The organism is Sphaerochaeta associata (genome assembly GCF_022869165.1).
GTDB lineage: Bacteria > Spirochaetota > Spirochaetia > Sphaerochaetales > Sphaerochaetaceae > Sphaerochaeta > Sphaerochaeta associata.
Map to the genome: position 1 here is coordinate 204,908 of NZ_CP094929.1, position 25,040 is coordinate 229,947.

Genomic DNA, 25,040 nt, shown 5'->3' on the forward strand with positions numbered 1-25,040 from the left:
ATTAGAAAGTATGGCTGATTTATATAATGTTGTTATAGTATTGCACGTTTGGATTGGAAAATCAAAATAATTGTGCAGATTTCCTCTAGGAATCTTGGATGCACTCTTCGCAGTCTATGCCAAGGTGTGGGTTTATACCATGCTTTTTTACTAATTGGTCAAATAGTATTATAAAAAATTGCTAAGGTATTATAAAAATACAACAATAAATTGACAATTAGGGAAAACCGTTATAGCCTTGAATGTAAGCGTAGTCTGAATACCATGTTTCCCTATCAGGAGGAGAACTCATGACACCGTATATCCAGAAGATGGAAGTCTATCCCGTAGCAGGCAAGGACAGCATGCTGCTGAACCTCAGCGGAGCCCATGCCCCCTATTTTACCCGTAATATTGTCATCCTCACCGACAGCCAGGGAAACTCCGGCGTAGGAGAGGTTCCCGGCGGACAGAAGATTACAAAGGCTCTTGAGCAGGTAAAGCCTGTTGTCGAGGGCTCCAAGCTCAGCGAATACAAGCAGACGCTGTTGAAGGTCAAGGCTGCATTGGGCAACGATGAAAGCGATGTGCGCGGCCTTCAGACCTTCGACCTGAGGACCGGTATCCATGTGATCACCGCCGTCGAGGCTCCGCTTTTAGACCTGCTCGGCCAGTACCTGGAAGTTCCGGTGGCCTCCCTCTTGGGTGATGGCATGATGCGTGACCGGGTGAAGGTGCTGAGCTACCTATTCTTCATTGCCGACCGAAAGAAGACCGACCTGCCGTACTACAGTGACGAGAACAATGCAACCGACTGGTACCGCCTGCGCCATGAGGAGGCCCTGGATGCCGATGCCGTTGTTGAACTTGCCCGTGCCAGCGAGAAACTCTACGGCTTCAAGGATTTCAAGCTCAAGGGCGGTGTCCTGGAAGGCAGAGCGGAGATCGAGGTGATCAAGGCGTTGAAGAAAGCATATCCCGAATCCCGTATGACACTCGATCCCAACGGCGGTTGGTCGCTGAAGGAAGCCATTTCGCTGTGCAAGGATATGCACGGCATTCTTTCCTATTGCGAAGATCCCTGTGGAGCTGAGAAGGGTTACAGCGGACGCGAGGTGCTCAGCGAGTTCCGTCGTGCCACCGGGCTTCCGACCGCCACCAATATGATCGCCACCGACTGGCGAGAGTTCGGCCATTCACTTGAACTACAGAGCGTGGATATTCCTCTTGCCGACTGCCACTTCTGGACCATGAGCGGCGCGGTCAGGGTCGGTCAGATGTGTGATGAGTTCGGCTTGACCTGGGGATCGCACTCCAACAATCACTTCGACATCTCCCTGGCCATGATCGCCCATGTCGGGGCGGCTGTTCCGGGCAATCCCACCGCGATCGACACCCACTGGATCTGGCAGGAAGGCATTGAACGACTGACCGTCGATCCTCCCAGGATCGAGGACGGTCATATCGCCATCCCCGCTAAGCCCGGCTTGGGCATCGAGGTGGACCGCGACCAGATCATGAAAGCCCACAAGGTGTATGAAGAGAACTGCCTTGGAGCGCGTGATGATGCAATCGGCATGCAGTATCTGATCCCCGGCTGGAAGTTCGACCCCAAGCGTCCTGCACTGGTACGATGATGGAGAACATGCAGGCAGAGCCGTGTGCTCTGCCTGGAGGGGGCGTTTGATGGATTTTTCCAGTCTTTGGAACCTGCAGGGCCAACTGTTCGCTTTGCTTGCAGTCGGCCTGTTGCTGCGAAAGGTCGGTCTCTTTAACGAGACCGCCAAGACGCTGCTCACCGACCTGGTCCTCTATGTCACCCTGCCGTGCAGCATTATTCTCTCCTTCCAGATAGATATCAAGGCCGAGCTGCTTGGTTCCTTGTCCATCATTTTCCTTATTTCGGTAGGGGTCCAGGTAATCTGCTACCTACTGACCCGCATCACGTTTCTCAAGGTGGATCCTGCCAAGCGAAGCGTGCTCCACTATGGCATTCTTGTTTCCAATGCAGGGTTTCTTGGACTTCCGATAGCAGGGGAGCTCTTCGGTGCAACCGGCCTGATGTACGCTTCCATCTACCTCATCCCCCAGCGGGTGGTGATGTGGACGGCGGGCCTATCGATTTTCAGCCCTGCGGCTGTCAACAAGAAGCAGGCAGCGAGAAAAGTCATCCTGCATCCTTGCATGGTTGCAGTCTATGTCGGTCTTGTTCTGATGGTGATACGTCTGTCGATTCCCGCCTTCGCCCGTATGACCCTTTCAAGTCTGGGAGGTTGCACCACGGCCCTCTCCATGCTGCTCATCGGTTCGCTGTTCGGGGAGATGAAGCGGGAGCACCTGCACATCGATAGGAATCTCGTGCAGTTCTCCTTTCTTCGGCTTGTCCTGATTCCTTTGGTCTCCTTGGTGATCGGGCAGCTGCTGGGTATCGACAGCCTACTCATCGGAGTGGGGGTGATTCTTGCCGCGATGCCCGGCGGCTCTTCTACGGTCATCCTGGCATCCAAGTACGGCAGGGATACCACCTATGCATCCAAACTGGTGATCATCAGCACGATGCTTTCGTTGGTTTCCATCCCATTCTGGGGGATGATTCTGTAGGTTTCTTTTTTTGTTTTTCATTTTGAAAAATCAAATAGAATTATAGAAAATTTATCATTATTTGAATTTTTATGCACTTTTAATCCGGTATGTGGTGTTGATGAATTTTATGATTATGAAGGTAAAAATAATATAAATCTTTTAATGGTAATATTATAAACTCAATTCTAATGGTTATGGTTTTAGTAGGAGATAAATACAAATACAGCAATTTTACTTCATTAATTAGTTGATAAATCGATGTTTTCATTATAAAAAATCAAAAGGATTTTGAAAAATAACATTTTTTCGTTGACAGATGAAGAATCCAAGCGTACGCTATCAATACAGGGTTGGCTGCTAGTGCAACCATCTATGTGGATATGGACCTGCGTGCAGGTGTATGACATATCGCCGCTTCTTTTAGGGGCGGTTACGATCCAGAAGGAGAACGTTCCATGAAAAAATTGTTGATTCTCTCTCTTTGCTTGATGCTTGCAGGAGGTATGCTGTTTGCTGCCGGAGCTACCGAAACTGCAGCTCCGACCTTCAAGGGCCAGAATGTCCGTGTTGTTATCGGATCCACCGCCACCGGTGGTGACTCGTATTTGATCGCCGAGACGGTAAGCCGCTACCTCGGCAAGGAACTGGGTGCAAACCTCAAAGTCGATGCCGTCGGTGCTGCCAAGGCCCTCGATGCCATGCAGACATCCAAGGCCGATGGCGCCACCATCATGATGTTCCATGACATGACGTACCTGGGCATCTCCTTTGGTGCTTATGACGACATGTACAGTCTTGAGAACATGACCGTCGGTCCCCGCATCGCCCAGAACCCCGGTTCGGCTTGGGGTGCCAAGGCCGATGCTCCGTACAAGGACATGGCCGACATTCCTGTATACCTGCAGAAGAACCCCGGCGCAATCGTGCGCATGGCTTGTGAAGCAGGTGGCGTCTCCCACATCGGTTTCATCGTGTACTACCAGTGGGTGGTCGATACCTACGGCAAAGAGATTGCCGACCGCATCAAGGTCGTAATCGGTGGATCCACCGGTGACAAGCTGCAGATGCTCTGGGATGGCAATGCCGACGTAATTTTTGCCGACTACACCAGCCTGCTCCAGTACACCCAGACGACCGACAAGAAGCTTGCCATGAAGTTTGTAGGCCTTTTGGACAACATCGATGGCGTGGATGCGACCAGCTATGCTGACCAGGGCATCACCCTTGACGGCAAGGAATTCCGCTTCTCCAAGGACTTCCTGATCTACCTGCCCAAAAATTTCCCCGCCGCTTTGGTTGCCGAACTTGATGCTGCCATGAAGCGTGCCAATGCAGATCCCGGCTTGATCGCCGACCTTGGCAAGATGACCTACCGCCCCGGCAAGTACCTCACCGCCGCCGAAAGCAAGGACTTCATCTATGCAAAGCGCGACAGTCTTCAGGGCTTGATCGACAGGGCTCCTTCCTTGGACGACCTGGTACTGTAGATTCTTGATTGTTTGTATCAACATGACTGCAGACCTCTAGGTCTGCAGTCACTCTGTAAGGAGAGATCCCATGCCGCGTATCAGTTATAAACCATCCACCTCCCACTGGCTGTTTCCGCCGATGATCATGGGGATTTTGGTGTTCTTGATGGTCATCATGCTTATTCAACGTGCAATCAAATGCAAGAAGCAGGGCAAGCCCTTCTTCAATTTCAAGAATTATCACTTCTTTGTGGCCAATTGGGACAAAGTCAGGTTGCCAGGCTCTCTGTTGCTCCTCTTGCTGTACATCCCGGCTATGAACTTTATGGGGTTCCTTCCTGCCTCGATTATTTTCATTTTCCTGTTCAATGTCCTGTATGTAGGAATCGAGCAGCTTGCTTCAATACCCGTGGCTTTCAAGACCAAAAAGTTCTGGTCGAACCCTGACTTCAGATCGCTCTTGATTTCCCTGATCATCTCAGTCGTTTCCTCGACCTTGATCTGGTTTCTGTTCGGAACGGTCTTCAAGATTACCCTGCCCTAAGGAGTGAAGCAATGGAAGTATTTACCTTTGGAATTACCCAGCTTGTCATGTCGTTCATCGGAGTGGTGATCGGAATTGTGTTCGGCGCACTTCCCGGCATGACGGCCACCATGGCCATAGCCATTTTCCTGCCCCTTACCTATGCCTATGACCTGACGACCAGCTTGTTCCTCCTTCTGGGGCTCTACGTCGGTGGCATCTCCGGCGGACTCATCCCTGCCATCCTGATCAACATCCCCGGCACTCCCTCCTCCATCTGCACAGGCTTTGACGGTTTCCCGATGGCCAAGCGGGGGGAAGGTCTCAGGGCTTTGAGGATCGGCATCACCGCCAGCCTTTTCGGTGGTTTGATCAGCCTTGCATGCTTGTGGTTCTTCACCCCGCCGCTTGCAAAGGTTGCGATCAACTTCTCGGCTATCGAGAAGTTCCTCATCATTTTGTTTGCGCTCACCATTATTGCCGCCCTCAGCAAGGGTGCGATGATCAAGGGAATCTTTGCAGGCTTTTTGGGTGTTCTCATCGCCCTCATCGGCCAGTTCGCCGACAACAACAAGATGCGCATGGTTCCCGACCTCTTGAAGGTCGACCTGCGCATGGGCTTTCAGCTGCTGCCGGTCCTCATCGGACTGTTTGCCCTGGTCCAGATCTTCCAGGAAGCAGAGACAGGCATGAAGGAGGAGCATCAGAAGATGGACCTCAACCACGAAACCCGTGGCTTTTCCTTCAAGGACTTCAATGGTCAGTGGTTCAACGTCCTTCGTTCCGGCTTGATCGGAACCTTCGTAGGCGTCCTTCCCGGTGTCGGCGGCTCTGCTGCCTCCCTGCTTTCCTACTCTCAGGCAAAGAGCATGAGCAAGCACCCCGAGAAGTTCGGAACCGGAATTGTCGACGGGCTTGTAGCAAGTGAAGGCTCGAACAACGGACTTACCGGTGGAGCCCTTATTCCGCTTCTCTCCCTGGGTATTCCCGGTGACAGTACGACAGCGGTGCTCATCGGAGCCTTCATGCTCCAGGGTATCCAGGTAGGACCGCTGTTCATTATGAACAACCCTGAAATCTGGAGGGCGATCCTGATTGCCTTGGGTCTTGCGAACATCCTGATGTTTGTGGTTATGTTCTACCCGATCAAGCATGTGGTGAAGATCATCAACTTCCCCAAGACCAGGATCTATCCGGTGATCATCCTGCTCTGTACGGTGGGCAGCTACGCCACGCAAAACGGCAATATGTTCGATGTCTGGGCGATGATTTTCTTCGGCCTGGTCGGCTATGTATTGTGGAAATTCGGTTTCAGTATCCCCTCATTTTTGATCGGCTTCATCCTCGGAGACGACCTTGAGAAGTACTTTGTCGACTCCATCAAGGGAGCCGGCGGAAACCTTGGAACGTTCTTCAGCCGCCCGATCGGCAATGTCATCTGGGTTTTGATTCTCATCTCCTTGGTCTATGCGTTCTACGATGAGTACAAGACCAAGAAGAAGACAAGGAAGGAGAAGGCATGAGAGCACGCCTGATTCAGATCGATCCCGCCGACAATGTTGCCATCGTAACCGAGGCTGCAAGCAAGGGTGAAACGGTGTCCGGTCTCACCCTGCTTTCCGACATCCCCCAGGGCCACAAGGTGGCCCTCAGGGATTTGAAGAAGGGAGAGGCCGTCCTGCGCTACGCTGTGGTGCTCGGCTACCTGCTTGAGGATGTAAAGAAAGGGATGTGGATCAACGAGCATATGCTTGAGCTTCCGCTGCAGCCTTCGCTTGACGAGTTGCAGTTCAGCCAGCCTGATGATGTGCTTCTTCCAAAGCCTGGTCGGACTACCTTCGAAGGGTATGAAAACCCTGACGGCGGGTACGCTGGAACGCGAAATATTCTTGCCATTACCACCACGGTCCAGTGTGTCAGCGGGGTGGTCGACCAGCTGGTCAGGCGCATTAAAAGTGAATTGCTGCCGAAGTATCCGAATGTCGATTCGGTGGTCGCAATCAACCACGCCTACGGCTGCGGGGTTGCGATCAACGCCCCCGATGCCGTCATTCCCATCCGTTCGATACGAAATACCATCAAGAATCCCAACTTCGGCGGCCAGGTGATGGTCGTAGGTCTTGGGTGTGAGAAGCTCACCGTCGACAAGCTGCTGAACGAGGAAGAGATCAATGTTGAGAATGTAATCATGCTGCAGGACCATTCAGGCTTTGTTGCGATGATGGATGCGCTGATGCAGATGGCCGACTCGAAGCTGAAGAAGCTGAATGAGCGCAAGCGAACGACCCTTCCTCTCTCCAAGCTCTGCATTGGCATGCAGTGCGGGGGCAGTGATGCTTTCAGTGGCATTACCGCCAATCCTGCTGCAGGCCATGCCAGTGATTTGCTTGTATCAGGTGGGGCTACGGTGATGTTCAGCGAGGTGACCGAGGTACGCGACGGTGTACACCTGCTTGCCAAACGCTGTACGAGCAAGGAAGCTGTCGACAAATTGGTTGCCGAGATCGGTTGGTACGATCAGTATCTTGCAAAGGGTAGTGTCGACCGCAGTGCCAACCCGACTCCAGGCAATAAGAAAGGAGGCCTTTCAAACATTGTCGAGAAGGCGATGGGATCGATTGTGAAGAGCGGCAAGGCTCCCATTGTCGAGGTCATCGGACCCGGAGAGCTGCCGACCAAGCGCGGTCTACTATTTGCAGCGACGCCGGCCAGCGATATTGTCTGCGGTCCTTCCCAGCTTGCCAGTGGTATTACCCTGCAGGTCTTTATGACCGGTCGTGGTACGCCCTACGGCCTGGCCGAGGCTCCGGTGATCAAGGTCTGCTCACGCAATGTCATGAAACAGATGTGGCAGGACCTCATCGACCTCGATGCAGGCGGTATTGCCACCGGTGAAGAGACGGTGCAAGAGGTGGGTGAACGCTTGTTCAATCTCATCCTCGATGTGGCAAGCGGCCAAAAGCCGTATGCAGAGCAGTTCGGTCTGAACAACTTCCTCTGCTACTTCAATCCGGCTCCTATCACATGAGAAGCAGGAACACTCGATGCAACGACAGAAGGGACACTTTTAAGGAGGTGTCCTTTCATTCATTACGATTGTTCAATAATTGAACAGGAACAGGCGTCTTATCACTATACGATTTATACATTTCTTACCGCTTGTTCATACTTTCTTCATCAATACCGTGTTTACTATAGCCAAGAAACCAAGGAAGCAGGGCAATGCCACAAGCGATACCTTGGACGGAAGAGATAGGTTGCCAGACAACCTGCCTGCGGCACAGCAGGGGAGCAAGGAGACTCGATCCCTTGTCCTGTTGGAAGGCCGCAAGGCCAGAATCGGAACCCCTTCCAAGAAGCCGACTGTGAAGTCGGTCTTTCTGTATTATTGGAGTTCTTGCAGTACCAGAAATGTTGGTGTCACTGACTAACAACTGCGGCATTGCTGTCTCTCATATAACGACTACGATAAAACTCCATAACAGATTGGCCAAGCAACTCTGCTGCCTTTGCCTCTTCATTTGTTCCTGCCTCATAGCAGTATGTTCAAAATATGAACAAGCTTTTCTCTGATGAACTCTACACTAGTAAAAGTATTTTATATGGGCACAATAAACTACAAATCACAAAAAACCTGCATAAAGTGTGATAAAACTCACATAATCTGCTGGAATTATGTGATTAATTTTGACTGCTTTTCGATTTCGTTCTATACTTAACCAGAAGAGAGGAAAGGGTGAATGGAAAGAAATGCAATGCAGGATTTGGTTGCTTGGAAAGAGTCACCGTACCGAAAACCACTACTTCTCCAAGGCATTCGCCAAGTAGGAAAAACTTGGCTGCTCAAGGAATTTGGTAGGAGATACTATGAGCGGGTGGCCCTTTTCAACTTTGATGAACATCCAGAATATCGACAATTCTTTTCATCGACCAAGGATATAACGAGGATTTTAAGCAATCTCCAGTTTGCCATCGGCTTTCCAATTACAGAAGGCTCGACGCTCATAGTGTTTGACGAAATCCAGGATGCTCCTGAAGTATTGAACTCGTTGAAATACTTTCATGAAAATGGAAAGGGATATCATGTTGCCTGTGCTGGGTCGTTGCTGGGAGTGGCTTTGGCAAAACCCTCTTCCTTCCCCGTCGGCCAGGTTGATTTTTTACGAATCCTGCCTCTTACGTTTAGGGAAATGCTGGTTGCAGAGGATGAGAAGAATTTGATTGCATATCTGGATGCGAAAGTTGATTTGGATCCAATTCCCGATGCTTTCTTCAATCCTTTGGTTGAGAACTTAAAGAAATATTTTCTGATTGGTGGGATGCCTGAAGCCATGGCTCGATGGGTGAACGAGAAACATAGTGGACAGATAGACGGTATCTTATGGTCGATCATCCAAGCCTACGAACGGGATTTTGCAAAACACCCCGAGCCGAGGGAGTATCCGAAACTGATGCATATCTGGCATTCGCTTCCTTCCCAACTAGCAAGAGAAAACAAGAAATTCTTGTACCAACTCGTGAAACAAGGAGCGAGAGCAAGAGAGTATGAGGATGCACTTCACTGGTTGGTTTCTGCTGAAGTTGTTACAAAGGTGCCTCGCTGTACCAAACCTGCTTTACCCTTGTCGGCATATGAGGATCTGTCTGCTTTTAAAGTCTATGCAGCCGATGTTGCTTTACTGAGGAGACTGGCTCAACTGGATATCTCATCATTCCTCCATCCTACACAATTGTTTACCGAGTTCAAGGGAGCATTTGTAGAGAATTATATTCTGCAAGCATTGACTGCAGCGTTTCCTGTCCCTTTACGGTACTGGACCAGTAGTGATAACCGATATGAGGTTGACTTCCTTCTCCAACATAAGAATCATATCATCCCTATCGAGGTAAAGGCAGACACCAATATCTCCAGCTCTTCGTTGAAAGCCATCAAACGCCTGCATGACAATGATTTTGGTTTGAGAATTCGGTATTCCTTACAGAATCTCAAACTCGATGGTGATGTACTCAATATCCCTTTCTTTATGGCTGATTGGACTGAGAAACTCATAACCCTGGCATTGCAGCGTAGCGTTTGAGAAGCAATCCGAGCCTGCTTCTTCCTTAGGACATACCGGATTACCCTATAGGACCAATGTTGGTCCGATAATAGTGTAATCGGCTCATTCTGTCATAGGCTAAGGAGAAATGAGGTGATTGAAGTGCCGCAAAGCAGAGATTGCGAGTATACGGTTGTATACACACCCTCTTGTTTGAAAACAGTATCGGCCTTTGCCAACTATCTTGATGGCCGACTTATCTTCGGCATCAAGGATGACCGTACCGTTCTTGGTGTTGAGAATGTCCAGCAGTTGATGCTGCAGATCGAGCATGCCATCAATGACGGAATTTCTCCACGCCCGTCGTATAAGCTTTCCACGTGTACACGAGAAGGCCGCCAATTAGTTGTCCTCTCAGTCTGCAAAGGAATGAATCCACCGTATTATTATCAGCATCGTGCCTATGTGCGTTTCGATGCCTCTACTGCACCTGTTGATGCCGCACAATTGAGACAGTTGGTTCTCCAAGGTAGTGCCCTCGCATACGAAGAGCTGCCGGCAAGCAAACAGGATCTGAGCTTCAAACAATTAGAGGCAGAGTTTCAGAAGGTTCTGGGCATCGAGACCCTGAGCAACGATCTTCTCAAAACTCTGGGACTGGTCGATCGGCAAGGGTATACCTATGCCGGTCAGCTTCTCAGTGATAGTCCCGGGCCTTTTCACGCTTCACTGGACATTGCCAGGTTTGGAGAGAGTTCTTCCATATTTCTGCATCGGGAGAGTCTGGAGGAATGCTCGGTATTGTATCAATACCATCGTGTTCTTGAGCTTTTGGATGCATGGTATGGTCAGTATGAGCAAGTCAGTGGATTCTACCGGGAAAAGCGTATCCAGATTCCACGAGAAGCTTGCCGGGAGGTCTGCCGTCAGGCCTTTCTCTTGCTGAATATCTTGGCGGCCGAATTTCAGTTCCGAGAAATGTAATATTGGCCCAAGTATTCCATCGGCTTGCAATCATGGAACGCTTTGCCACCGGAGTACGAAGGATTCAGGAGTCCTATATGGACTTTCTGCAAAAACCATCCTTTCTGGTTGCTGAGAACACCGTAACCGTTGTACTTCCGAAGGTCAGCTATGGTGAGGTTCATGAGAGAAAACTGTATGCACCCGATATGAAGGCTGTACACCAGCGTGTACTTGCTCTGTTTTTTACATCGGAGACGATCACCCGATCCGATGTCGAGCACCAGCTGGGTGTCAGCGCCACCAGTGCCAAGCGAGTCCTTGCCGGGATGATGCAGTCGTATTTGGTGAAAAAGGAAGGCGATGGTCCGGCTACTCGGTATAGGAGGTTGTAGATATACCTTGTAAGGTATATATACAAAAACTACCCTATAGGGTATGCTGATACAGCATAGGAGGATGTATGCAATACCCTATCCAGACACCGGTCCAATTAGGTTCTTACCTCAGGACACGCAGGAAGGCTTTGGGCTTGACGCAGAAGGAAGCCGCTTTGAGAATCGGTCTGCTTCCTAAAACCATCTCTGCGTTGGAGAACGATCCTCTTCATTGCTCGATCGAGAGTCTGTTGCGGCTGCTTTCAGCTCTGAATTTGGAATTCCTCTTGCAAGGCAAGGAGGATGCTCCTCAAGGGAATATGTGGGAATGAGAACACAGACGACACTTGATGTATGGATGAATGGAACATTTGTGGGCCGTTGGTCGAGAGACAAGGGTGTCCATACGTTTGAGTATGATGTTTCCTATGTACAAAACCCAAACGCCTGCCCGCTTTCTCTCTCTTTACCCTTGTACCAAACTTCTGTTGGTACGTTTGTTGAATCATTTTTTGATAATCTCCTTCCCGATAGCTTTGAGATCAGGCGAAGACTTGCTCGACGGTTTGGATGTGCATCGGATTCTGCCTTCGATATTCTCGCTGAGACCGGGCGTGATTGTGTCGGAGCTCTACAGATACTGAAAAAGGATAGTCCGATACCTTCAGTACGCACTGTTGAGAAGCAAGCTCTTACTGAACATGAGATTGAACTGCTTCTTCTGGATGCTGTCTCCAATAATCCAATATCGGTGAACAATGACGATTTCTTTCGTATTTCCCTTGCTGGAGCACAGGAAAAAACAGCATTGCTGTTTCATGATGGTTCGTGGTGCATGAGCCTTGGTGCAACTCCCAGCACCCATATTATTAAATTACCAATACGTGCAATGAATTCACTTAGCCTCGATTTGCATAACTCAGTCGAGAATGAGTGGCTTTGCCTGCAGATTCTTCAAGCTTTCGGTCTGCCTGTTGCTCAAGCGGATATGCATGATTTCGGCAACCAGCGTGTGCTGGTGGTAAAGCGTTTTGATAGAAAGCTTTCCGGTGATGGCTCTTGGTATGTTCGAATCCCTCAGGAGGATTTTTGCCAAGCTCATGGACTTCCTTCAAGCCGGAAGTATGAAGTTGATAAGGGAGTGGGAATACAAGCGTGTATGGATTTGCTCCAAGCTTCCAGCCAGGCGTATGGAGACAGGAAGACCTTTCTTAGTGCACATTTCCTCTATTGGCTCATGGCCGCACCTGATGCTCATGCCAAGAATTTCAGCCTGTATCTTGAACAACAGGGACGCTTTCGGATGACACCGCTCTATGACGTGCTTTCTTTGCATCCGGTGATTGAACAGGGCAAAGGACAGATATTTGATCGGAAAGTAACGCTGGCAATGGGGTTGGAGCGCAGAGCTCATCGATATGGTTGGTCGACTATGCAAAGGCAGCATTGGTTGGATACTGCAAAACTTTGCGGTGCCGAACACATAATGCAGACTATCATGGATGAAACGTTGCATGACCTGCCACAAGTCCTTGAGCGCTTGGAGAGTCAATTGCCGCAGGATTTTCCACAAGACGTAGCACAGCCGATATTCAATGGAATGCGAAAGGCCGCTTTACGATTGCAATCCTAGCAATTGGATTTCTCCCTCAAGAGGGCGAGGGTCCGCATGCAGCTGTAATAACGCTTCTTCACAGGGCTCGTCGCTTGCCTATGCCATGTCTGAAGCACCTCAGGCTCCTCGTACCAGTCGTTTCGCACCCTCCCTTGGTCAAGCAGTGTCTGTAGGCCCGGGATGGGTTTCTTGCTCTTTAGGACTGCTTCAGTCAATGCATCGGCAAGCTCGTCATAGGAAGGATGGATGAATCGATCGGTGTAGGAAAGATACCCCTCCTGCACCATCTCAATGCCCTCCTCCAGTAGATTGGCATCTTCTACCGTGTCTGCCAGGGAAAGGTAGAAGAGACTTGCCTTGTGCTTGCCCTCCTGGCGTCTGAGCACCCTTCCCATGCGCTGCACACGCTGGCGTTGTTCACTGGTGGAGGAGAGGATGATCCCCACATCGGCAGACGGTATGTCCAACCCTTCGTCGAGAGCCTTGCAGGAGACAAGGATTCGGGCCTCCCCGCTTCGATAGTTCTCCAGTGCAATGGTCCGCTCGACATCGCCCATCTCACTATGGTAGTGCACCACTTCCTTGGGGTAGCGACGTTTGAGTCTCTCATACAACTCCTCGCTTTGGGTTATCCGCTCGCCGAAGATGATGATCTTGCTTGTATGGTCAAGAAGAGCGATGAGGTCGAAGGTACAATCGAGGCGCTGGGGTGCCAGGTTGATGAGGGCCCTGCGTTGCTGATAGAGACCTAGGAGCAGTCTGGCAAGTTCAGCGATGGTTTCATCCTTGCTGGAGCAAAGATCCTCAAGGGCGTAGAAGAATGCAAGCCCTTTGAGTTTGTCCAGGTAGGGAGCAAGTTTTTTCAATCGTTTTGACGTGTTGCTGATTCTTCCTGAGAGCTCAGAATAGGTAAGTTTCTGCATCTCCGTCATGGTAATTTCGATGTTGTGGATCACCGCTTGGTTGATCACCCCTTGCTGCATCGCTTCATTGAACCCGTAGGTATAAAAGAGCGGGCCAAGGGCTGGTACCAGATGGGCGGCGAATCCATTGGTCTGGGGTGTGGCCGACAACCCAAGGGCGTGATAGCACTTGTTCTCTTCTTCAGACAACCCATCGAGGAAGGAGAATATCTTTCGGTTCTCCGCACTGGCATAGTGATGGCACTCATCGGCGATGAGCAGCACCGGTTCCTTGTTCTTGATCTTCTGCAGCAGGATGTTTGCTAGTGTGTACCGCGCTGAGTTGACTACATAGATCATCACCGGCTTGTCATGCGCCTGGTGGTGATTTCCATGGACCCAGCCGATATCATCACGTCTAAGGCCCAGATCGTGCTGGTGCGAGAGGATGCTCGCCTTCCACTGACCGACGAGGAAAGTCTTTGGGACGACGATGACGATATGAAGTCTCTTTGCAAGGTGCAGTTGCAGCTGTCTGGCGGCGTAGAGTGCCAGGATGGTTTTCCCGGCTCCGGTGACCACTTGCACAATACCACGGCCTTTGTTTTGCAGCCAGGATTCAATGCATGCGCTCTGCCATGCATATAGTGAGAAGCTCATCGCGTAGGTACACTCCTTCAGTCACCCTAACATAGCAACCTTTGTATGGCAATGTATTGTTTTGTTCCTTTTAGGATTGAACAGCTTCTGCACATACTCTATGATTTTACCGATGTACAGTGAAGGAGAAGTCATGGATTACGATACCTTGTATGGTGAGTATTTGGTCTTTGAGAAGTCTTTGAAGGAGAAGCTCAAGACGTTGACCAAGTTGCAGAAATCAGTTGCGAAGCAGATGGAGAGCGGCGATGTGTTCCGCTGTGTTTCCGATACCGCCTCTCTGAATCAAGTCGGCGGGGAAGTCGAGTCCATTGCCGGTGAAATGCATGCCTTGTTGGAAGGCTTCGATGCAAGAGAGTACCTGGAAAGCGGCTTGTTCACCGAACAGTTGCTCGCCGAATGTGCAAAGAAGGGTGTCGACGTAATCGGGTCCTTCCCTGTATTTGAGATGTTTCCCTACACCGTACGCATCGATGTGGAAAACCAGGAGGTTTTTGTCGACCGCAAGAAGGTTTCGTGTCTGAGGCCTTCGGCTTTGGTGAGCACCATCAAGGGCGGGCAGGAGAAACTCTACAAGGCGAGTTTCAATGCAACCCAGTTCGCCAACGAGTTGGCTGTTGCCTATGACCTTGCTCTCTTGAGCTTGAACAAGCCAGCCGGATCGGATCTGTATCTGACAACGCTGTATAAGTATCTGGTACCGATGAGCCGGTTCCGCAAGGACTACGACCAGCAAAGCTATGCCTTCGATATCGCCCGCCTGTTCGATAATGAGATGGTGGAGGTCAAGGGAGGGAGAAGCTATCAGTTCGGCCCGAGCCGCAACAGCAACAAGACGCTTCGCATTCTCGACCGAAGCGGAGCAGAACATTTCCTGGCCACAATCAGGTTCTTTTAGTGAGGTAGCAGATGGAGACAGAGACACGGATCAGCGCAACCATCGCCCAGCTTTCCCAGGGCGAGGTTCCTGAAAGCGAGGAGTTGCTCGACCAGCTTACGGTTGGTTTGCAATTCCTTACCGACTTTTGGCGCGAGAAGTACCTGCAGCAGTTCATCCTGCAAGGCGGCAGCAAGATCAAATTCCTGACCGGCGGCAAGGGCAGTGGGAAGACGCACTGCCTGCACCTGTTCCAATCGGTTGCCAAACAGGAGGGATATTTGACGGTTTCCCTCTCTGCGCGGTCGCTCTGGCTCCACGATTTTCGTGAGTTCTATCTGGAGGTGCTCAAGCAAGCTGATGTGATGGGCTTGCTCGGGCGTTGCAGTGAACGAATCGTTGAGGCTATGGGATTCTCTGCCGATGATATCGAACCTGGTTCTACGTTCTTGGACCGCCTTGCCATCGAAGGCTTGGCCGACGGCCTTACCCGCCGCGAGATCCGCAACCAGCTGAAGCAGATGTTTCTGGACAACCGTCGGATGGACAACAACTTCAGCCTTGCCTGCAGTCTGCTCTGCGGCTCCTTGCTCGGCCATCCTGCTCTTGAGCAGGCAAACAAGGATCTTGTCCTTGGATGGATGCATGGTGATAAGAAGATCCGCATGACCAGCCTCAGGCCTTTGGGGATGGCTCCAAGCAGAATCACCAAGTACAATGCCCGCAACCTCTTGCGCTCGCTTGCAGAGCTGGTGCACCTTGCAGGCTACAACGGCCTGGTGGTCACCGTCGATGACCTGGATGTGATGGTGGACAATTCGGGCATGAATCCGTTCCACTACACGAAGATGAAGCGTGAGGATACCTATGAGAGCATCCGCCAGCTCATCGACGACATCGATACATTCAGCCACTTCCTTGTTGTGTTCGGTTTTGGCCGCGAGCTTATCGACAATGAGAATGCGGGTCTGAAGGCGTATCAGGCACTGTGGATGCGCATCCAGAACGAGGTGGTCTCCGATAGGATCAACACGTTCACCGACATCATCGATCTCGATGCCGTAGCCATGCAGGTGTATACACCAGAAATGCTGGTGCAGATGAGCCAGAAACTGGCCGCGATCGTACAGCATATCAATGTAGAGACACGGCCCATCGATGAGCAGATCGCCCAGCACTTGATCAAACAGGCAAAGTTGGGCGGGGTTTCGATCCCGCGTTTGGTGAATCAGGCGACATTGGGGTTGCTCAAGGCCGATACAGAGGAGGGTCAGTATGAGCTGGGGGTATGAAGAGAGACATATGATCGAGGCCCTGCGCTCGGGGATCCCTTCGAAGGCGATCGGGCATCATTTTTGCGAGGCGCGTGCCGACTTGTTGAGCAGCATCATCGAACAGCTCGATCAAGTATGTGAAGAAGGCACCAGCGATGCCATGATTTTCAGCGGCAAGTATGGCGAGGGCAAGACCCACCTGCTCAATACCGTCTATACGCTCGCCCATGCACGCAACATGGTGGTTTCGGTGGTATCATTGAGCAAGGAGACTCCGCTGGACAAGCCGTATCTGGTCTATCCGAAGTTGATCAGCAATACGTACCTGCCCGGGCATCTGCAGCCGGGGTTCATCCAGGAGCTGGATAAGCTTACTCCCAATGTCCCGCTCACCAATGACCTGCTTCTGTATGCAGCTACGCAGCTTGAGACCGATAGGCTCTACTATCTCTTGCGTTCCTATGTACATACCGACGACCAGGAGGAGCAGTTCCTTCTGCGTACCGATATGGAAGGGGATTTTGTTCCCAACCCCATGATCAAGAAGATGTACCGCAGGATTTTCAATGAAAAGGTGTCGTTCAATCAGAACTTTGTGAAGTCACGGCATACCAAGGACTATATCGCTTTTGTCAGCCACTTGTTCCGGCAGCTGGGCTATCGGGGTTGGGTGGTGCTCTTCGATGAGTCCGAGTTGATCGGTCGCTTGAGCAAGAAGGCTCGCTCCAAGGCTTACCAGACGATTGCTTCCTTCCTGTTTCCTCCCAAGCAGCTGGAGGCAACGTTCAGTCTGTTTGCGTTCAGCTCCTCCTATACCGAGGATGTGATCGAAGCCAAGGCGGAGTACCAGAATCTGGAGGAGTTGTACCCTGAGGACCAGATGCCGATGAAGGCTGTTCTGGATGCGATTGTGAATGCTCCCCAGCTCAAGCCGCTGACACCACGTGAAATCCAGCAGATTTTGGAGAAGATCGTGGATTTCCACGGCAAGGCGTATGACTGGAAGCCCGATGTCGACTTGAAGGCGATGCTTTCACAAGTTGACCGCAGCGGCTATCTCCTGCGTTCCAAGATCAGAAGTGCCATCGAGTACCTCGACCAACTTTATCTCTACCACTCGGTGGGCAATAGTACGGTCAGGGCGTTGGAGGAGGAGAAGTACGAAGAGGATGCGGTCGACAACACTCCCACCTTCGAGGAGTTGTTCGAGGAGTAGATGGATGGGCCCTCCGGGAGGAGGGCCTGGTACGCTAGAAACATGGTTCCCTTGTTTTAGTAAACATTTTTACAATCCCAGACATCCAATAGGTACTACATGGACACCATCCTTTCTAGTATATGCATACTTTGTTCCTGTAAGTATCATGAGAAAAGAGGGGTGTTTCATTCTGTTTGTATCTAGCCGCTCCTGAAGTTTTAGAAGATTTCCGGCTGCCGTATCGATAGCACTGCCTCCAAGCTTTACCTCAACCAATCCAAAAGAACCATTTCTAAGATGAATAACTGCGTCACACTCGAGATCGGTTTTATCTCTGTAATGGTAAACATTCCCATCAAGAGCTTCTGCAAAGACTCGTAGGTCACGTATGCAGAGATTTTCAAAGAAAAGTCCCATGGTCTGTAAATCGTCTAACAAATCTTGTGGCCCTATTCCCAATGATGCAGTAGCAATAGATGGATCGGTAAAATGCCGTGTATCAGTCGTTCTGATTGCGGTTTTTGAACGAAGCTTTGGGTTCCAAGCTGGAAGGTCTTCTACAACAAAAATCTTTTTTAATGCAGAAATATATGTATAGACAGTGTTATAATCAAGAGTATCAACATCATTCGCTACCATATCATCACGAATTGTGGTTATTTTTGCATCTGAAGCTATAAATCTAGAATACGAATGCAATAAGTTTTTCATGCGTTGTGGATCTTTCGCGATTCCATCAACTCTAGATGCATCTTTATTAACAATCGAGTCTACATAATCAAATGCTTGTTGCAAGGCAACTCTTTGTGACTGGCCGATGGCTTTGGGCCATCCACCTCTACAAATAAGGAATGCTAATTCCTCAATGGAAATGTTGCTATCTGCTGAGATTTCATTTTTTGAGCCAAATAGGGACCGTAAGGAGACCGACCCATCAGAATCTTTACTCTCAAAAAGTGACATAGGCCGCATAGTCATTCTTGTTATGCGACCCGTCCCCGAGTGTGAATTTGACATATCGTCAGCTGGGACAAAGGATCCGGTGAGAATGAATTGATTGAATTCATCCCGCTTATCAACATCAAAACGGATGGCATCCCATAGTTTTGGTGCAAGTTGCCATTCATCGATAAGCCTGGGAGTTTTTCCTTTAAGTAGTTGCAATGGATTCAACTCTGCTAAAGCGAGATTTTGTTCTTTGTCCAAGGGATCTTGCATATACACAACGCTTTTCGCTTTTTGCAATGCTGTAGTTGTTTTTCCACACCATTTTGGCCCTTCAATAAGTACGGCACCTTTGGCTTCAAGCCCATCGCTTAATACTATATCTGCAATTCTAGGAAGATACTCTTTCATATGGATTTCTCCTTCAAGAATAAATTATTATAAAAAAATGAAATAGTCAACCAAATTCAGTAGAATGGACCGTTTTCATTCAGTAGAATGGACCGTTTTCATTCAGTAGAATGGACCGTTTTCATTCAGTAGAATGGACCGTTTTCATTCAGTAGAATGGACCGTTTTCATTCAGTAGAATGGACCGTTTTCATTCAGTAGAATGGACCGTTTTCATTCAGTAGAATGGACCGTTTTCATTCAGTAGAATGGATTAGAATCCATACCTCGATCCGGTTCCTCTCACACTGCGATACGCTTGAAATAATCCTTTGCTTCTTTTCTATTGGGGAATTTTTCCTTTGAGCTCTTTTACGAGTATGCGAACTGTTGTACATGGGCACATCTTGGAAGGAAGGGTGATGCACTGGTTTTTGTATTCTGCATATTTTGTCTCAACGATTGAAATTGCTGAATTGGTGAGAAGGTGCTTTATCAAAGGAAAATGACCATATAAATGAGATAAAACCTCACTAAGATGTATATTTCTCGATAACTATCCGGACTTACTCATTGAGCTCTCTTGTCTAGTCTGCTCGATGCCTGTTTAGACCGACAACGATTCTTGTCGGTCCGTCTCAGTACAGAGAGACAATTGCTTGAACACTGAGAGTAATAAAGCAGGCCGGCCTCCTATGAAGCCGACCTGCAAAGGGTGTTATGAAGAACTCAGAAGTAGGGCCTACCCCGTATCAACCTTTGACGCCTCCGAGCATGAGGCCTGAAACGAAATGTTTCTGCACGAACGGGTAGATGATCAGAACCGGAAGCATGCCCAGTACCATGACTGCCATCTTCAGGTTGTTGTAGACATACTGACCACCGCCGAGCGACTCGTCGGATTCGAACATCAATGAGCGCAAGACCACCTGCAGGGTGTACTTGCGGCTGTCGTTGATGAACATGATAACCTCGAAATACCTGTTCCAGTAACTTACAAAGTAAAACAACGTAACAGCGGCAATGATGGAGACCGAAAGAGGCAGGACGATTTTCAGCAGGATGGTAACGTCGTTGCAGCCGTCGAGGGTGGCGCTCTCAATCAGCGAGACCGGGATGCTGGTCATATAGTTCTTGATGATGACCAAATTGAACGTCGAGATGGCAACCGGGAATATGATCGCCCCCATGCTGTTGATGAGCCCAAGCGACCGTACAACGATGTAGAAGGGCATAATGCCCGCATCGAAGACCATCGTGAACACAATCGCCTTCATGATGATTGACCTGCCCACCAGATGCTTCTGCGCCAAGGCGAAGCCCATCGGAACGGTGATCAGCATCGAAAGCGCGGTGCCCAAGAAGGCTACGAACAGCGAGTTCTTGAAGGCTCCCATGTAGCCGCTGTTGAGCACGCGCCAGTAGTTCTGCAGCGTGAACGAACGGGGCATGAGCAGGTAGTCGGCACCCATGACATCAATGTCTTTGGCAACGGAGGTGATGAGGACGTTCCAGATGGGAATGATGAAGATCAGGCAGATGAATGCCAAAAGCAGGGTGTTGATCACCCGAAAGAGCTTGCGGCTCCCGCTTTCGCGGATTGTGGTCGGTGTGGTTTGCTTCATGCTCTATCTCCTACAGAATCGGTTCGTCCAGGAACCGGGCGCTGAGCTTGTTGGTGGAGAGCACCAACGTCAAGCTGACAATGGACGTGAACATACCCACTGCGATCGAATATCCCAAATCACCTGCAAGCACCCCTTCGCGGAATACATAGGTCTGCAGTACATCGGCCACGTCGTAGACGGCGGCGTTATACATGACCAGCACCTGCTCGAATATCAGCAGCACATGGCTGAGGTTGAGAAGCAGCATGGTCACAATCGTGGAACGGATGCCCGGAATCGTCACATGCCACAGCCGTCCCCAGTGGCCGGCCCCGTCGATGGTCGCAGCCTCGTAGAGCTCGGGCTGGACCGTCGTCAGGCTCGCCACATAGATGACCGCCCCGTAGCCCATCTGACGCCAGATGTAGGAGCTGACCAGAACAGGACGGAAGAATTTCGCACTCGCCATGAAATAGACCGGCTCGCCACCGAATTTGGTGATGATGTTGTTCACCAAGCCGGTGGAAGGGGAGAGCAAGTTAACGAAAATACTGCCCACCACAACCCAGCTGAAGAAGTAGGGAATGTAGATGAGAAACTGAATGAACCGCTTGGACTTCACGCTCTTCAGCTCATTGATCATCAGGGCGACGATGAGCGGGGCGGGGAAGTAGAAGACAATGTTCGCCAGGCTGATAACCAACGTATTACGGAACGCATTCCAGAAAATCGTCGAGGAGAGCAGGCGCTGGAAATTCTCCAGTCCTACAAACGAAACCTTCGAGCGGAATCCATAGTCGGTGAATCCCAGGCTCAACCCCAAGAGGGGAAGGTATTTGAACAAGAGGTACCAAACCACGCCCGGCAGGAGCATCAGAAGCAGGAACTTCTGGCTCTTCAGCCGAGTCAAGAGCGGTGGTTTTGTACGAATAACTAATGGTTTGTCTGCCATCGCATGACTCCTTATCGAATACAACGTAATACTGCGGGTTTGTCCGCGCCAAGCATCAAGCTTTTCTCATCCGGCTGGCTCGAGCCTGCATACAGGGTATAGGGACCGCTCACTGTATGGCGGATTCCCTCTGTGTCAACGGCAGTGAAGCGCCGCTTTTCAATGCGTAAGTGTACCAGTTTTTCCTCGTCCCCTTGAAGCAGCACACTGCTCATGCCGCAAAGCACAGGATGAGGTGGAAGATCGGGTCCTTCCATCTTCAAGTAGAGCTGCACCACCGTTCTCGATGCAATAGAGGAGGTATTGCGAACCGAAACCGCAACCTCTACATCACCCTCATCGGTCTCTTTTGCCTGCAACCCGTCAAAAGAGAAGGATGCATAGGACAGGCCGAAACCGAAGGGGTAGAGCACATCGCAATGGTCACAGTAACGGTAGGTTCGACGATTCAGCGAATAGTCGGTGAAGGCGGGCAGCACCGCCTCGGCCTTGTAGAACGTGACCGGAAGCTTTCCCGACGGACTGAAGGCGCCGAACAAGAGGTGTGCGATCGCCCTTCCTCCCTCCTGGCCTGGATACCAGCCCTGGATGAGGGCCCTCACATTGGAATACTGCTCGATTTCGGGGTCGAGGCTGCCTCCGGACAACAGGACCACGATGATCGGCTTGCCCGTCCGGGCTACTGCCTTGAGCAGCTTTCTTTGGCACAATGGAAGTCGCAAGTCATCCTTGTCTCCCGCCCAGCCGCCGTTGCCGTCGTCGTGCATCTCACCTTCGACCGTCTCGTTCAGTCCCAGACAGAGTACCACCACATCACTGGCCTTGGCCATGAACACAGCCTCGGAGAGCCTGTCGTCCTCCTTGGCAAGTCGTTCCACCTTGTTCTTTGTCAGACCCGAGCCTTCGCTGTACAAGATTCTTGCATACTCTTGGGTATACTCCCGCAGACCTTCAAGAATCGTGACATACCTGCTTGAGGTGCCATGGTAGTTGCCCCAGAGGGCCTGGGTGCTGTCGGCATTCGGTCCGATGACCGCAATGGAGCCGACATCCTTCTTCCTCAAGGGAAGCAGGCCATCGTTCTTCAGCAGAACCAACGAGCGGCAGGAAGCCTCATAGGAGAGAAGGGCATGTTCTTCGCTGTCCAGGCTCTCAAGGCCCAGATTGTCGTACACGGTAGCCCGGTCGAACTGGCCCAGCTTGAAGCGGGTGGTCATCACCCGAACTGCGGCCTGCTTGATCTCTTCTCGGCTTATCAGGCCTTTCTGAAAGGCCTTGTCCAGGCTCTGGTACTCGCAGCCGCAGGCAAGGTCGCACCCCCGCTTCAAAGCCAGGGCCGCCGACTCCTCCTCGCCCTTGGTGACCTTGTGGTTGAGGTGGAAATCGCGAATAGCCCAGCAGTCGGAGATGTACATGCCTTCAAAGCCCCACTCGCCTCTGAGCTTGTGCTCCATCAAAAAGGAGCTGGCGCAACACGGTTCGCCGTTGAGGGCACTGTATGCGCCCATCACAGCATCGACCATTGCTTCCTTCACAGCCGCCTCGAAAGCGGGCAGGTAGGTCTCCTCCAAGTCTTTCTTGCTTACTACAGCATTAAAGCCGTGCCTAAGAGGCTCAGGGCCGCTATGGGCGGCAAAGTGCTTGACGCAGGAGGCCGTCTTGAGCACCGACTCTTCACCCTGCAGTCCCTTGATGAAGGCTACCGCAAGACGTTCAGTCAAATACGGGTCCTCTCCAAAGGTCTCTTGGCCGCGTCCCCAGCGGGGGTCGCGGAAGATGTTCACATTCGGCGACCAGACGGTAAGGCCCTTGTAGATGTCCCGGTCTCCCTCGGCTTTGTAGAGATTGTATTTGGCCCGCTGCTCGGTTGAGACTACAGAAGCGATCGATGAGATGAACTCGGGATCGAAGAGGGAAGCCAAACCGATGGCCTGGGGGAACACGGTGGCGGTTCCGCTGCGTGCGGCTCCATGCAATCCCTCGTTCCACCAGTTGTAGGCAGGGATGCCCAGGCTCTCGATGGCAGGGGCGTCGTGGCGGAGCTGACTCATCATCTGAGGCAGGTTCATGCGTTCTACCAGCTCTTGCGCTCTCTGTCGTGCGTTCATTGCATCCTCTTCATGGTCAATCTAAAGAATCGGTTTCCAGGGGACCCCGGAAACCGATAACCAGTCGTTGTTCGCTTCTTCTCTTAGCGGGCTGCGTTCAGTTCCTCGAGGATCTTCGGTCCGTTGATCGATTTCCAGAAGTTCTCGTACTCGGCCAGGCCCTGCTCCAGGGAGACGGTTCCGACGATGATCTTCGTAGCGATCGACTCACGGGTGCTCTTGATCGAAGGAGCGACGCGGTCGTAGGCAACCGATACTCCGACAGGGACATCGGCGGCATGGTTCGGACCGAGGTTGGCCGACATTGCCTTGATGTGCTCTATCTGCTTGGGCAGACCCTGCTTGAGAGCCGGGGTGAGCGCGAAAGCGAGGTTGTTGATATCGATGTCGATGAACGAGTCGCTGAGGTAGTTGAGCGTGTACTTGTACCCGCTGTTCGCTGCCTTGGCGCTGGGGACAATGGCCTTGTTCGCATCGAGGGTGTAGTGCTTGCCTTCAAGCCCGATCCCGAAGAATGCCGGGTAGACCTCTGGATCGGTGACGATGGTCTCGAGGACCTTCACAGCAGCATCGGGATTCTTGGTCTTGGATGAGACGACGAATGCGGTCTGGGTCGCCTCGTTGAGGCTTCCTCCGAATCCCTCGGGTCCAACAATCTTATAGACCAGGTGCATCTCGGTGTACTTGTTCGCGGCCGTGGTGTTCTGCACGTAGTTGATGTAGTTGGTGACATAGTCTATGGAGGAAGCGGCCTGGCCGGTATAGGTCTTCTCACGCATGCCGCTGTTCTCGGTGGTGATGAACTCCTGGTTCAAGACGCCGTCCACATACAGCTGGCGCAGGTAGGCAAGAGCATTCTTCATCTCAGGAGTCTGGAACCCGTCGACAAAGACGCCGTCCTGAAGATAGACCCCACCCCACGCTCCAAAGGAGTTGTAGAAGAACTGGAAGTTGTCGACTCACTTGGGGAAGTTGAAGGGAATGATTCCCTTGCCGACGAACTTCGCCATCTCGGTGCGGAACTCTTCGGTGGTCGGGGTGCTGGAAAGCTTGACGCCATACTGCTCCATCAGGTCCTTGCGGATGAAGATGGCCTTGCTCTTGGGGTAGTTGTAGGGAACAAAATAGGTCTTGCCGTCGATCTGCAGGTCCTTGAACAGGTTGGGGTCGAGCTTGGATAGGGCGGGACTGTTCTTGATGTAATCGGTCAAGTCAAGAATCTGCTCACGGGCGACCATGGTCGGAATCTTGGTCATTGCCTGGGCTACGACGAACAAGTCGGGGATGTCCCCGCTGTTTACCAGCGTGGCAAGCTTGTCGGTGTAGGAGGCAAGCGGGGGGATGATGGGGTTGATCTTGGTCCCCGTCTTCGATTCGATCAGGGCGGTAATGGCACCCTGAAGTTCCGGGTCGGTACTCAGACCGTAGGTGTTGTCGGCGGTGGCGAGTGTAAGGGTCGGGGTCTGGGCAACACTTGCATCTTTCTGTCCTGCGGCCACAACGGCGGTCAGACAGAGCAGCAGGGTTGCAAAGGTAAGCAGTAAGCGCTTGGTGTTCAACATAGGATTCCTCCTCTCTA

General features: G+C 51.2%; 22 protein-coding genes and 1 pseudogene. 15 read left to right on the forward strand and 8 right to left on the reverse strand.

The genetic code is table 11. The features are described 5' to 3' along the window. Positions 1 to 290: 290 nt before the first annotated feature. The 6 genes from MUG09_RS00940 to garD all read left to right on the forward strand — a co-directional run bounded on the left by MUG09_RS00940 (position 291) and on the right by garD (position 7,582). Entirely contained in the window at positions 291 to 1,616 is a 1,326-nt protein-coding gene (locus MUG09_RS00940; RefSeq protein ID WP_244772708.1) for an enolase C-terminal domain-like protein, read from the forward strand. Between the two features lie 49 nt (positions 1,617 to 1,665). Then, complete coding sequence (locus tag MUG09_RS00945) at positions 1,666 to 2,580, forward strand: AEC family transporter (RefSeq protein WP_244772709.1); 915 nt, start codon at positions 1,666 to 1,668, stop codon at positions 2,578 to 2,580. Between the two features lie 437 nt (positions 2,581 to 3,017). Then, a complete protein-coding gene (locus MUG09_RS00950; RefSeq protein ID WP_244772710.1) occupies positions 3,018 to 4,049 on the forward strand; it encodes a type 2 periplasmic-binding domain-containing protein in 1,032 nt (343 codons plus the stop codon). Between the two features lie 70 nt (positions 4,050 to 4,119). Beyond that, positions 4,120 to 4,575 carry a tripartite tricarboxylate transporter TctB family protein gene (locus MUG09_RS00955; RefSeq protein WP_244772711.1) on the forward strand — a complete coding sequence of 152 codons (456 nt, stop codon included), beginning with the start codon at positions 4,120 to 4,122 and terminating at the stop codon, positions 4,573 to 4,575. Between the two features lie 11 nt (positions 4,576 to 4,586). Beyond that, positions 4,587 to 6,077 (forward strand): tripartite tricarboxylate transporter permease, encoded by a 1,491-nt coding sequence (locus MUG09_RS00960; RefSeq protein ID WP_244772712.1) that lies wholly within the window; start codon positions 4,587 to 4,589, stop codon positions 6,075 to 6,077. Beyond that, complete coding sequence (gene garD / locus MUG09_RS00965; protein ID WP_244772713.1) at positions 6,074 to 7,582, forward strand: galactarate dehydratase; 1,509 nt, start codon at positions 6,074 to 6,076, stop codon at positions 7,580 to 7,582. Before MUG09_RS00960 ends, garD begins: the two co-directional genes overlap by 4 nt. 124 nt (positions 7,583 to 7,706) lie before the next feature. On the opposite strand, the gene MUG09_RS00970 is transcribed toward garD, so the two are convergent. Further along, the gene (locus MUG09_RS00970; RefSeq protein ID WP_244772714.1) at positions 7,707 to 7,997 is read right to left on the reverse strand and encodes a hypothetical protein; all 291 of its coding nucleotides are present in this window, start codon (positions 7,995 to 7,997) and stop codon (positions 7,707 to 7,709) included. Positions 7,998 to 8,294: 297 nt separating this feature from the next. On the opposite strand from MUG09_RS00970, the gene MUG09_RS00975 reads away from it, so the two are divergent. The 6 genes and pseudogenes from MUG09_RS00975 (at position 8,295) to MUG09_RS00995 (ending at position 12,566) form a co-directional block, all read left to right on the forward strand. Beyond that, positions 8,295 to 9,632, forward strand: a complete 1,338-nt coding sequence (locus MUG09_RS00975; RefSeq protein ID WP_244772715.1) for an ATP-binding protein — start codon at positions 8,295 to 8,297, stop codon at positions 9,630 to 9,632. 123 nt (positions 9,633 to 9,755) lie between these two features. After that, positions 9,756 to 10,577: an AlbA family DNA-binding domain-containing protein gene (locus tag MUG09_RS00980; RefSeq protein ID WP_425314090.1), complete on the forward strand. Its 822-nt coding sequence runs from the start codon at positions 9,756 to 9,758 to the stop codon at positions 10,575 to 10,577. Continuing rightward, positions 10,556 to 10,654: pseudogene (locus MUG09_RS16560) on the forward strand (ATP-binding protein); the annotation flags it as partial. The gene MUG09_RS00980 and the pseudogene MUG09_RS16560, both read left to right, overlap by 22 nt. Next, a complete protein-coding gene (locus tag MUG09_RS00985; protein ID WP_244772717.1) occupies positions 10,655 to 10,951 on the forward strand; it encodes a Fic family protein in 297 nt (98 codons plus the stop codon). A gap of 68 nt (positions 10,952 to 11,019) precedes the next feature. Next, a complete protein-coding gene (locus tag MUG09_RS00990) occupies positions 11,020 to 11,265 on the forward strand; it encodes a helix-turn-helix domain-containing protein (protein WP_244772718.1) in 246 nt (81 codons plus the stop codon). Further along, a complete protein-coding gene (locus MUG09_RS00995) occupies positions 11,262 to 12,566 on the forward strand; it encodes a type II toxin-antitoxin system HipA family toxin (protein WP_244772719.1) in 1,305 nt (434 codons plus the stop codon). The genes MUG09_RS00990 and MUG09_RS00995 overlap by 4 nt, the downstream gene beginning before the upstream one ends. Here MUG09_RS00995 and MUG09_RS01000 read toward each other — a convergent pair. Then, positions 12,563 to 14,110, reverse strand: coding sequence for a DEAD/DEAH box helicase (locus MUG09_RS01000; protein WP_244772720.1), 1,548 nt, complete (start codon positions 14,108 to 14,110; stop codon positions 12,563 to 12,565). The two genes, MUG09_RS00995 and MUG09_RS01000, sit on opposite strands and share 4 nt — an antisense overlap. Positions 14,111 to 14,243: 133 nt before the next feature. Between MUG09_RS01000 and MUG09_RS01005 the strand changes: the two genes are divergently transcribed. Genes MUG09_RS01005 through MUG09_RS01015 form a run of 3 tightly spaced genes read left to right on the forward strand, consistent with a single transcriptional unit; the run spans position 14,244 to position 17,477 of the window. Beyond that, positions 14,244 to 15,008, forward strand: coding sequence for a hypothetical protein (locus MUG09_RS01005; protein WP_244772721.1), 765 nt, complete (start codon positions 14,244 to 14,246; stop codon positions 15,006 to 15,008). A gap of 11 nt (positions 15,009 to 15,019) precedes the next feature. Beyond that, positions 15,020 to 16,279, forward strand: a complete 1,260-nt coding sequence (locus tag MUG09_RS01010) for a BREX system ATP-binding domain-containing protein (RefSeq protein ID WP_244772722.1) — start codon at positions 15,020 to 15,022, stop codon at positions 16,277 to 16,279. After that, positions 16,263 to 17,477: a BREX system ATP-binding domain-containing protein gene (locus MUG09_RS01015; protein WP_244772723.1), complete on the forward strand. Its 1,215-nt coding sequence runs from the start codon at positions 16,263 to 16,265 to the stop codon at positions 17,475 to 17,477. Before MUG09_RS01010 ends, MUG09_RS01015 begins: the two co-directional genes overlap by 17 nt. A 69-nt stretch (positions 17,478 to 17,546) precedes the next feature. On the opposite strand, the gene MUG09_RS01020 is transcribed toward MUG09_RS01015, so the two are convergent. The 6 genes from MUG09_RS01020 to MUG09_RS01045 all read right to left on the reverse strand — a co-directional run bounded on the left by MUG09_RS01020 (position 17,547) and on the right by MUG09_RS01045 (position 25,023). After that, complete coding sequence (locus tag MUG09_RS01020; protein WP_244772724.1) at positions 17,547 to 18,815, reverse strand: ATP-binding protein; 1,269 nt, start codon at positions 18,813 to 18,815, stop codon at positions 17,547 to 17,549. A gap of 731 nt (positions 18,816 to 19,546) precedes the next feature. Next, entirely contained in the window at positions 19,547 to 20,419 is an 873-nt protein-coding gene (locus MUG09_RS01025) for a carbohydrate ABC transporter permease (RefSeq protein WP_244772725.1), read from the reverse strand. Positions 20,420 to 20,429: 10 nt separating this feature from the next. Beyond that, on the reverse strand, positions 20,430 to 21,353 hold the full coding sequence (locus tag MUG09_RS01030; protein WP_244772726.1) for an ABC transporter permease: 924 nt from the start codon (positions 21,351 to 21,353) through the stop codon (positions 20,430 to 20,432). Positions 21,354 to 21,364: 11 nt separating this feature from the next. Further along, the gene (locus MUG09_RS01035) at positions 21,365 to 23,461 is read right to left on the reverse strand and encodes a glycoside hydrolase family 3 C-terminal domain-containing protein (RefSeq protein ID WP_244772727.1); all 2,097 of its coding nucleotides are present in this window, start codon (positions 23,459 to 23,461) and stop codon (positions 21,365 to 21,367) included. Positions 23,462 to 23,544: 83 nt separating this feature from the next. Continuing rightward, a complete protein-coding gene (locus MUG09_RS01040) occupies positions 23,545 to 24,324 on the reverse strand; it encodes a type 2 periplasmic-binding domain-containing protein (protein WP_244772728.1) in 780 nt (259 codons plus the stop codon). Between the two features lie 96 nt (positions 24,325 to 24,420). Next, positions 24,421 to 25,023: an ABC transporter substrate-binding protein gene (locus MUG09_RS01045; protein ID WP_244772729.1), complete on the reverse strand. Its 603-nt coding sequence runs from the start codon at positions 25,021 to 25,023 to the stop codon at positions 24,421 to 24,423. Positions 25,024 to 25,040 lie beyond the last annotated feature (17 nt).

What these genes read in the sequence shown, in the direction of transcription:
- garD (WP_244772713.1), top strand. Translation starts at nt 6,074, where the DNA reads ATGAGAGCACGCCTGATTCAGATCGATCCCGCCGACAATGTTGCCATC.
- MUG09_RS01040 (WP_244772728.1), bottom strand. Translation starts at nt 24,324, where the DNA reads ATGAAGAATGCTCTTGCCTACCTGCGCCAGCTGTATGTGGACGGCGTC.
- MUG09_RS00975 (WP_244772715.1), top strand. Translation starts at nt 8,295, where the DNA reads ATGGAAAGAAATGCAATGCAGGATTTGGTTGCTTGGAAAGAGTCACCG.
- MUG09_RS00945 (WP_244772709.1), top strand. Translation starts at nt 1,666, where the DNA reads ATGGATTTTTCCAGTCTTTGGAACCTGCAGGGCCAACTGTTCGCTTTG.
- MUG09_RS00985 (WP_244772717.1), top strand. Translation starts at nt 10,655, where the DNA reads ATGGACTTTCTGCAAAAACCATCCTTTCTGGTTGCTGAGAACACCGTA.
- MUG09_RS01030 (WP_244772726.1), bottom strand. Translation starts at nt 21,353, where the DNA reads ATGGCAGACAAACCATTAGTTATTCGTACAAAACCACCGCTCTTGACT.
- MUG09_RS00960 (WP_244772712.1), top strand. Translation starts at nt 4,587, where the DNA reads ATGGAAGTATTTACCTTTGGAATTACCCAGCTTGTCATGTCGTTCATC.
- MUG09_RS01015 (WP_244772723.1), top strand. Translation starts at nt 16,263, where the DNA reads ATGAGCTGGGGGTATGAAGAGAGACATATGATCGAGGCCCTGCGCTCG.
- MUG09_RS01005 (WP_244772721.1), top strand. Translation starts at nt 14,244, where the DNA reads ATGGATTACGATACCTTGTATGGTGAGTATTTGGTCTTTGAGAAGTCT.
- MUG09_RS01045 (WP_244772729.1), bottom strand. Translation starts at nt 25,023, where the DNA reads ATGTTGAACACCAAGCGCTTACTGCTTACCTTTGCAACCCTGCTGCTC.
- MUG09_RS00950 (WP_244772710.1), top strand. Translation starts at nt 3,018, where the DNA reads ATGAAAAAATTGTTGATTCTCTCTCTTTGCTTGATGCTTGCAGGAGGT.
- MUG09_RS00990 (WP_244772718.1), top strand. Translation starts at nt 11,020, where the DNA reads ATGCAATACCCTATCCAGACACCGGTCCAATTAGGTTCTTACCTCAGG.
- MUG09_RS01010 (WP_244772722.1), top strand. Translation starts at nt 15,020, where the DNA reads ATGGAGACAGAGACACGGATCAGCGCAACCATCGCCCAGCTTTCCCAG.
- MUG09_RS00940 (WP_244772708.1), top strand. Translation starts at nt 291, where the DNA reads ATGACACCGTATATCCAGAAGATGGAAGTCTATCCCGTAGCAGGCAAG.
- MUG09_RS00970 (WP_244772714.1), bottom strand. Translation starts at nt 7,997, where the DNA reads ATGCCGCAGTTGTTAGTCAGTGACACCAACATTTCTGGTACTGCAAGA.
- MUG09_RS01020 (WP_244772724.1), bottom strand. Translation starts at nt 18,815, where the DNA reads ATGAAAGAGTATCTTCCTAGAATTGCAGATATAGTATTAAGCGATGGG.
- MUG09_RS01035 (WP_244772727.1), bottom strand. Translation starts at nt 23,461, where the DNA reads ATGAACGCACGACAGAGAGCGCAAGAGCTGGTAGAACGCATGAACCTG.
- MUG09_RS01000 (WP_244772720.1), bottom strand. Translation starts at nt 14,110, where the DNA reads ATGAGCTTCTCACTATATGCATGGCAGAGCGCATGCATTGAATCCTGG.
- MUG09_RS00955 (WP_244772711.1), top strand. Translation starts at nt 4,120, where the DNA reads ATGCCGCGTATCAGTTATAAACCATCCACCTCCCACTGGCTGTTTCCG.
- MUG09_RS01025 (WP_244772725.1), bottom strand. Translation starts at nt 20,419, where the DNA reads ATGAAGCAAACCACACCGACCACAATCCGCGAAAGCGGGAGCCGCAAG.
- MUG09_RS00995 (WP_244772719.1), top strand. Translation starts at nt 11,262, where the DNA reads ATGAGAACACAGACGACACTTGATGTATGGATGAATGGAACATTTGTG.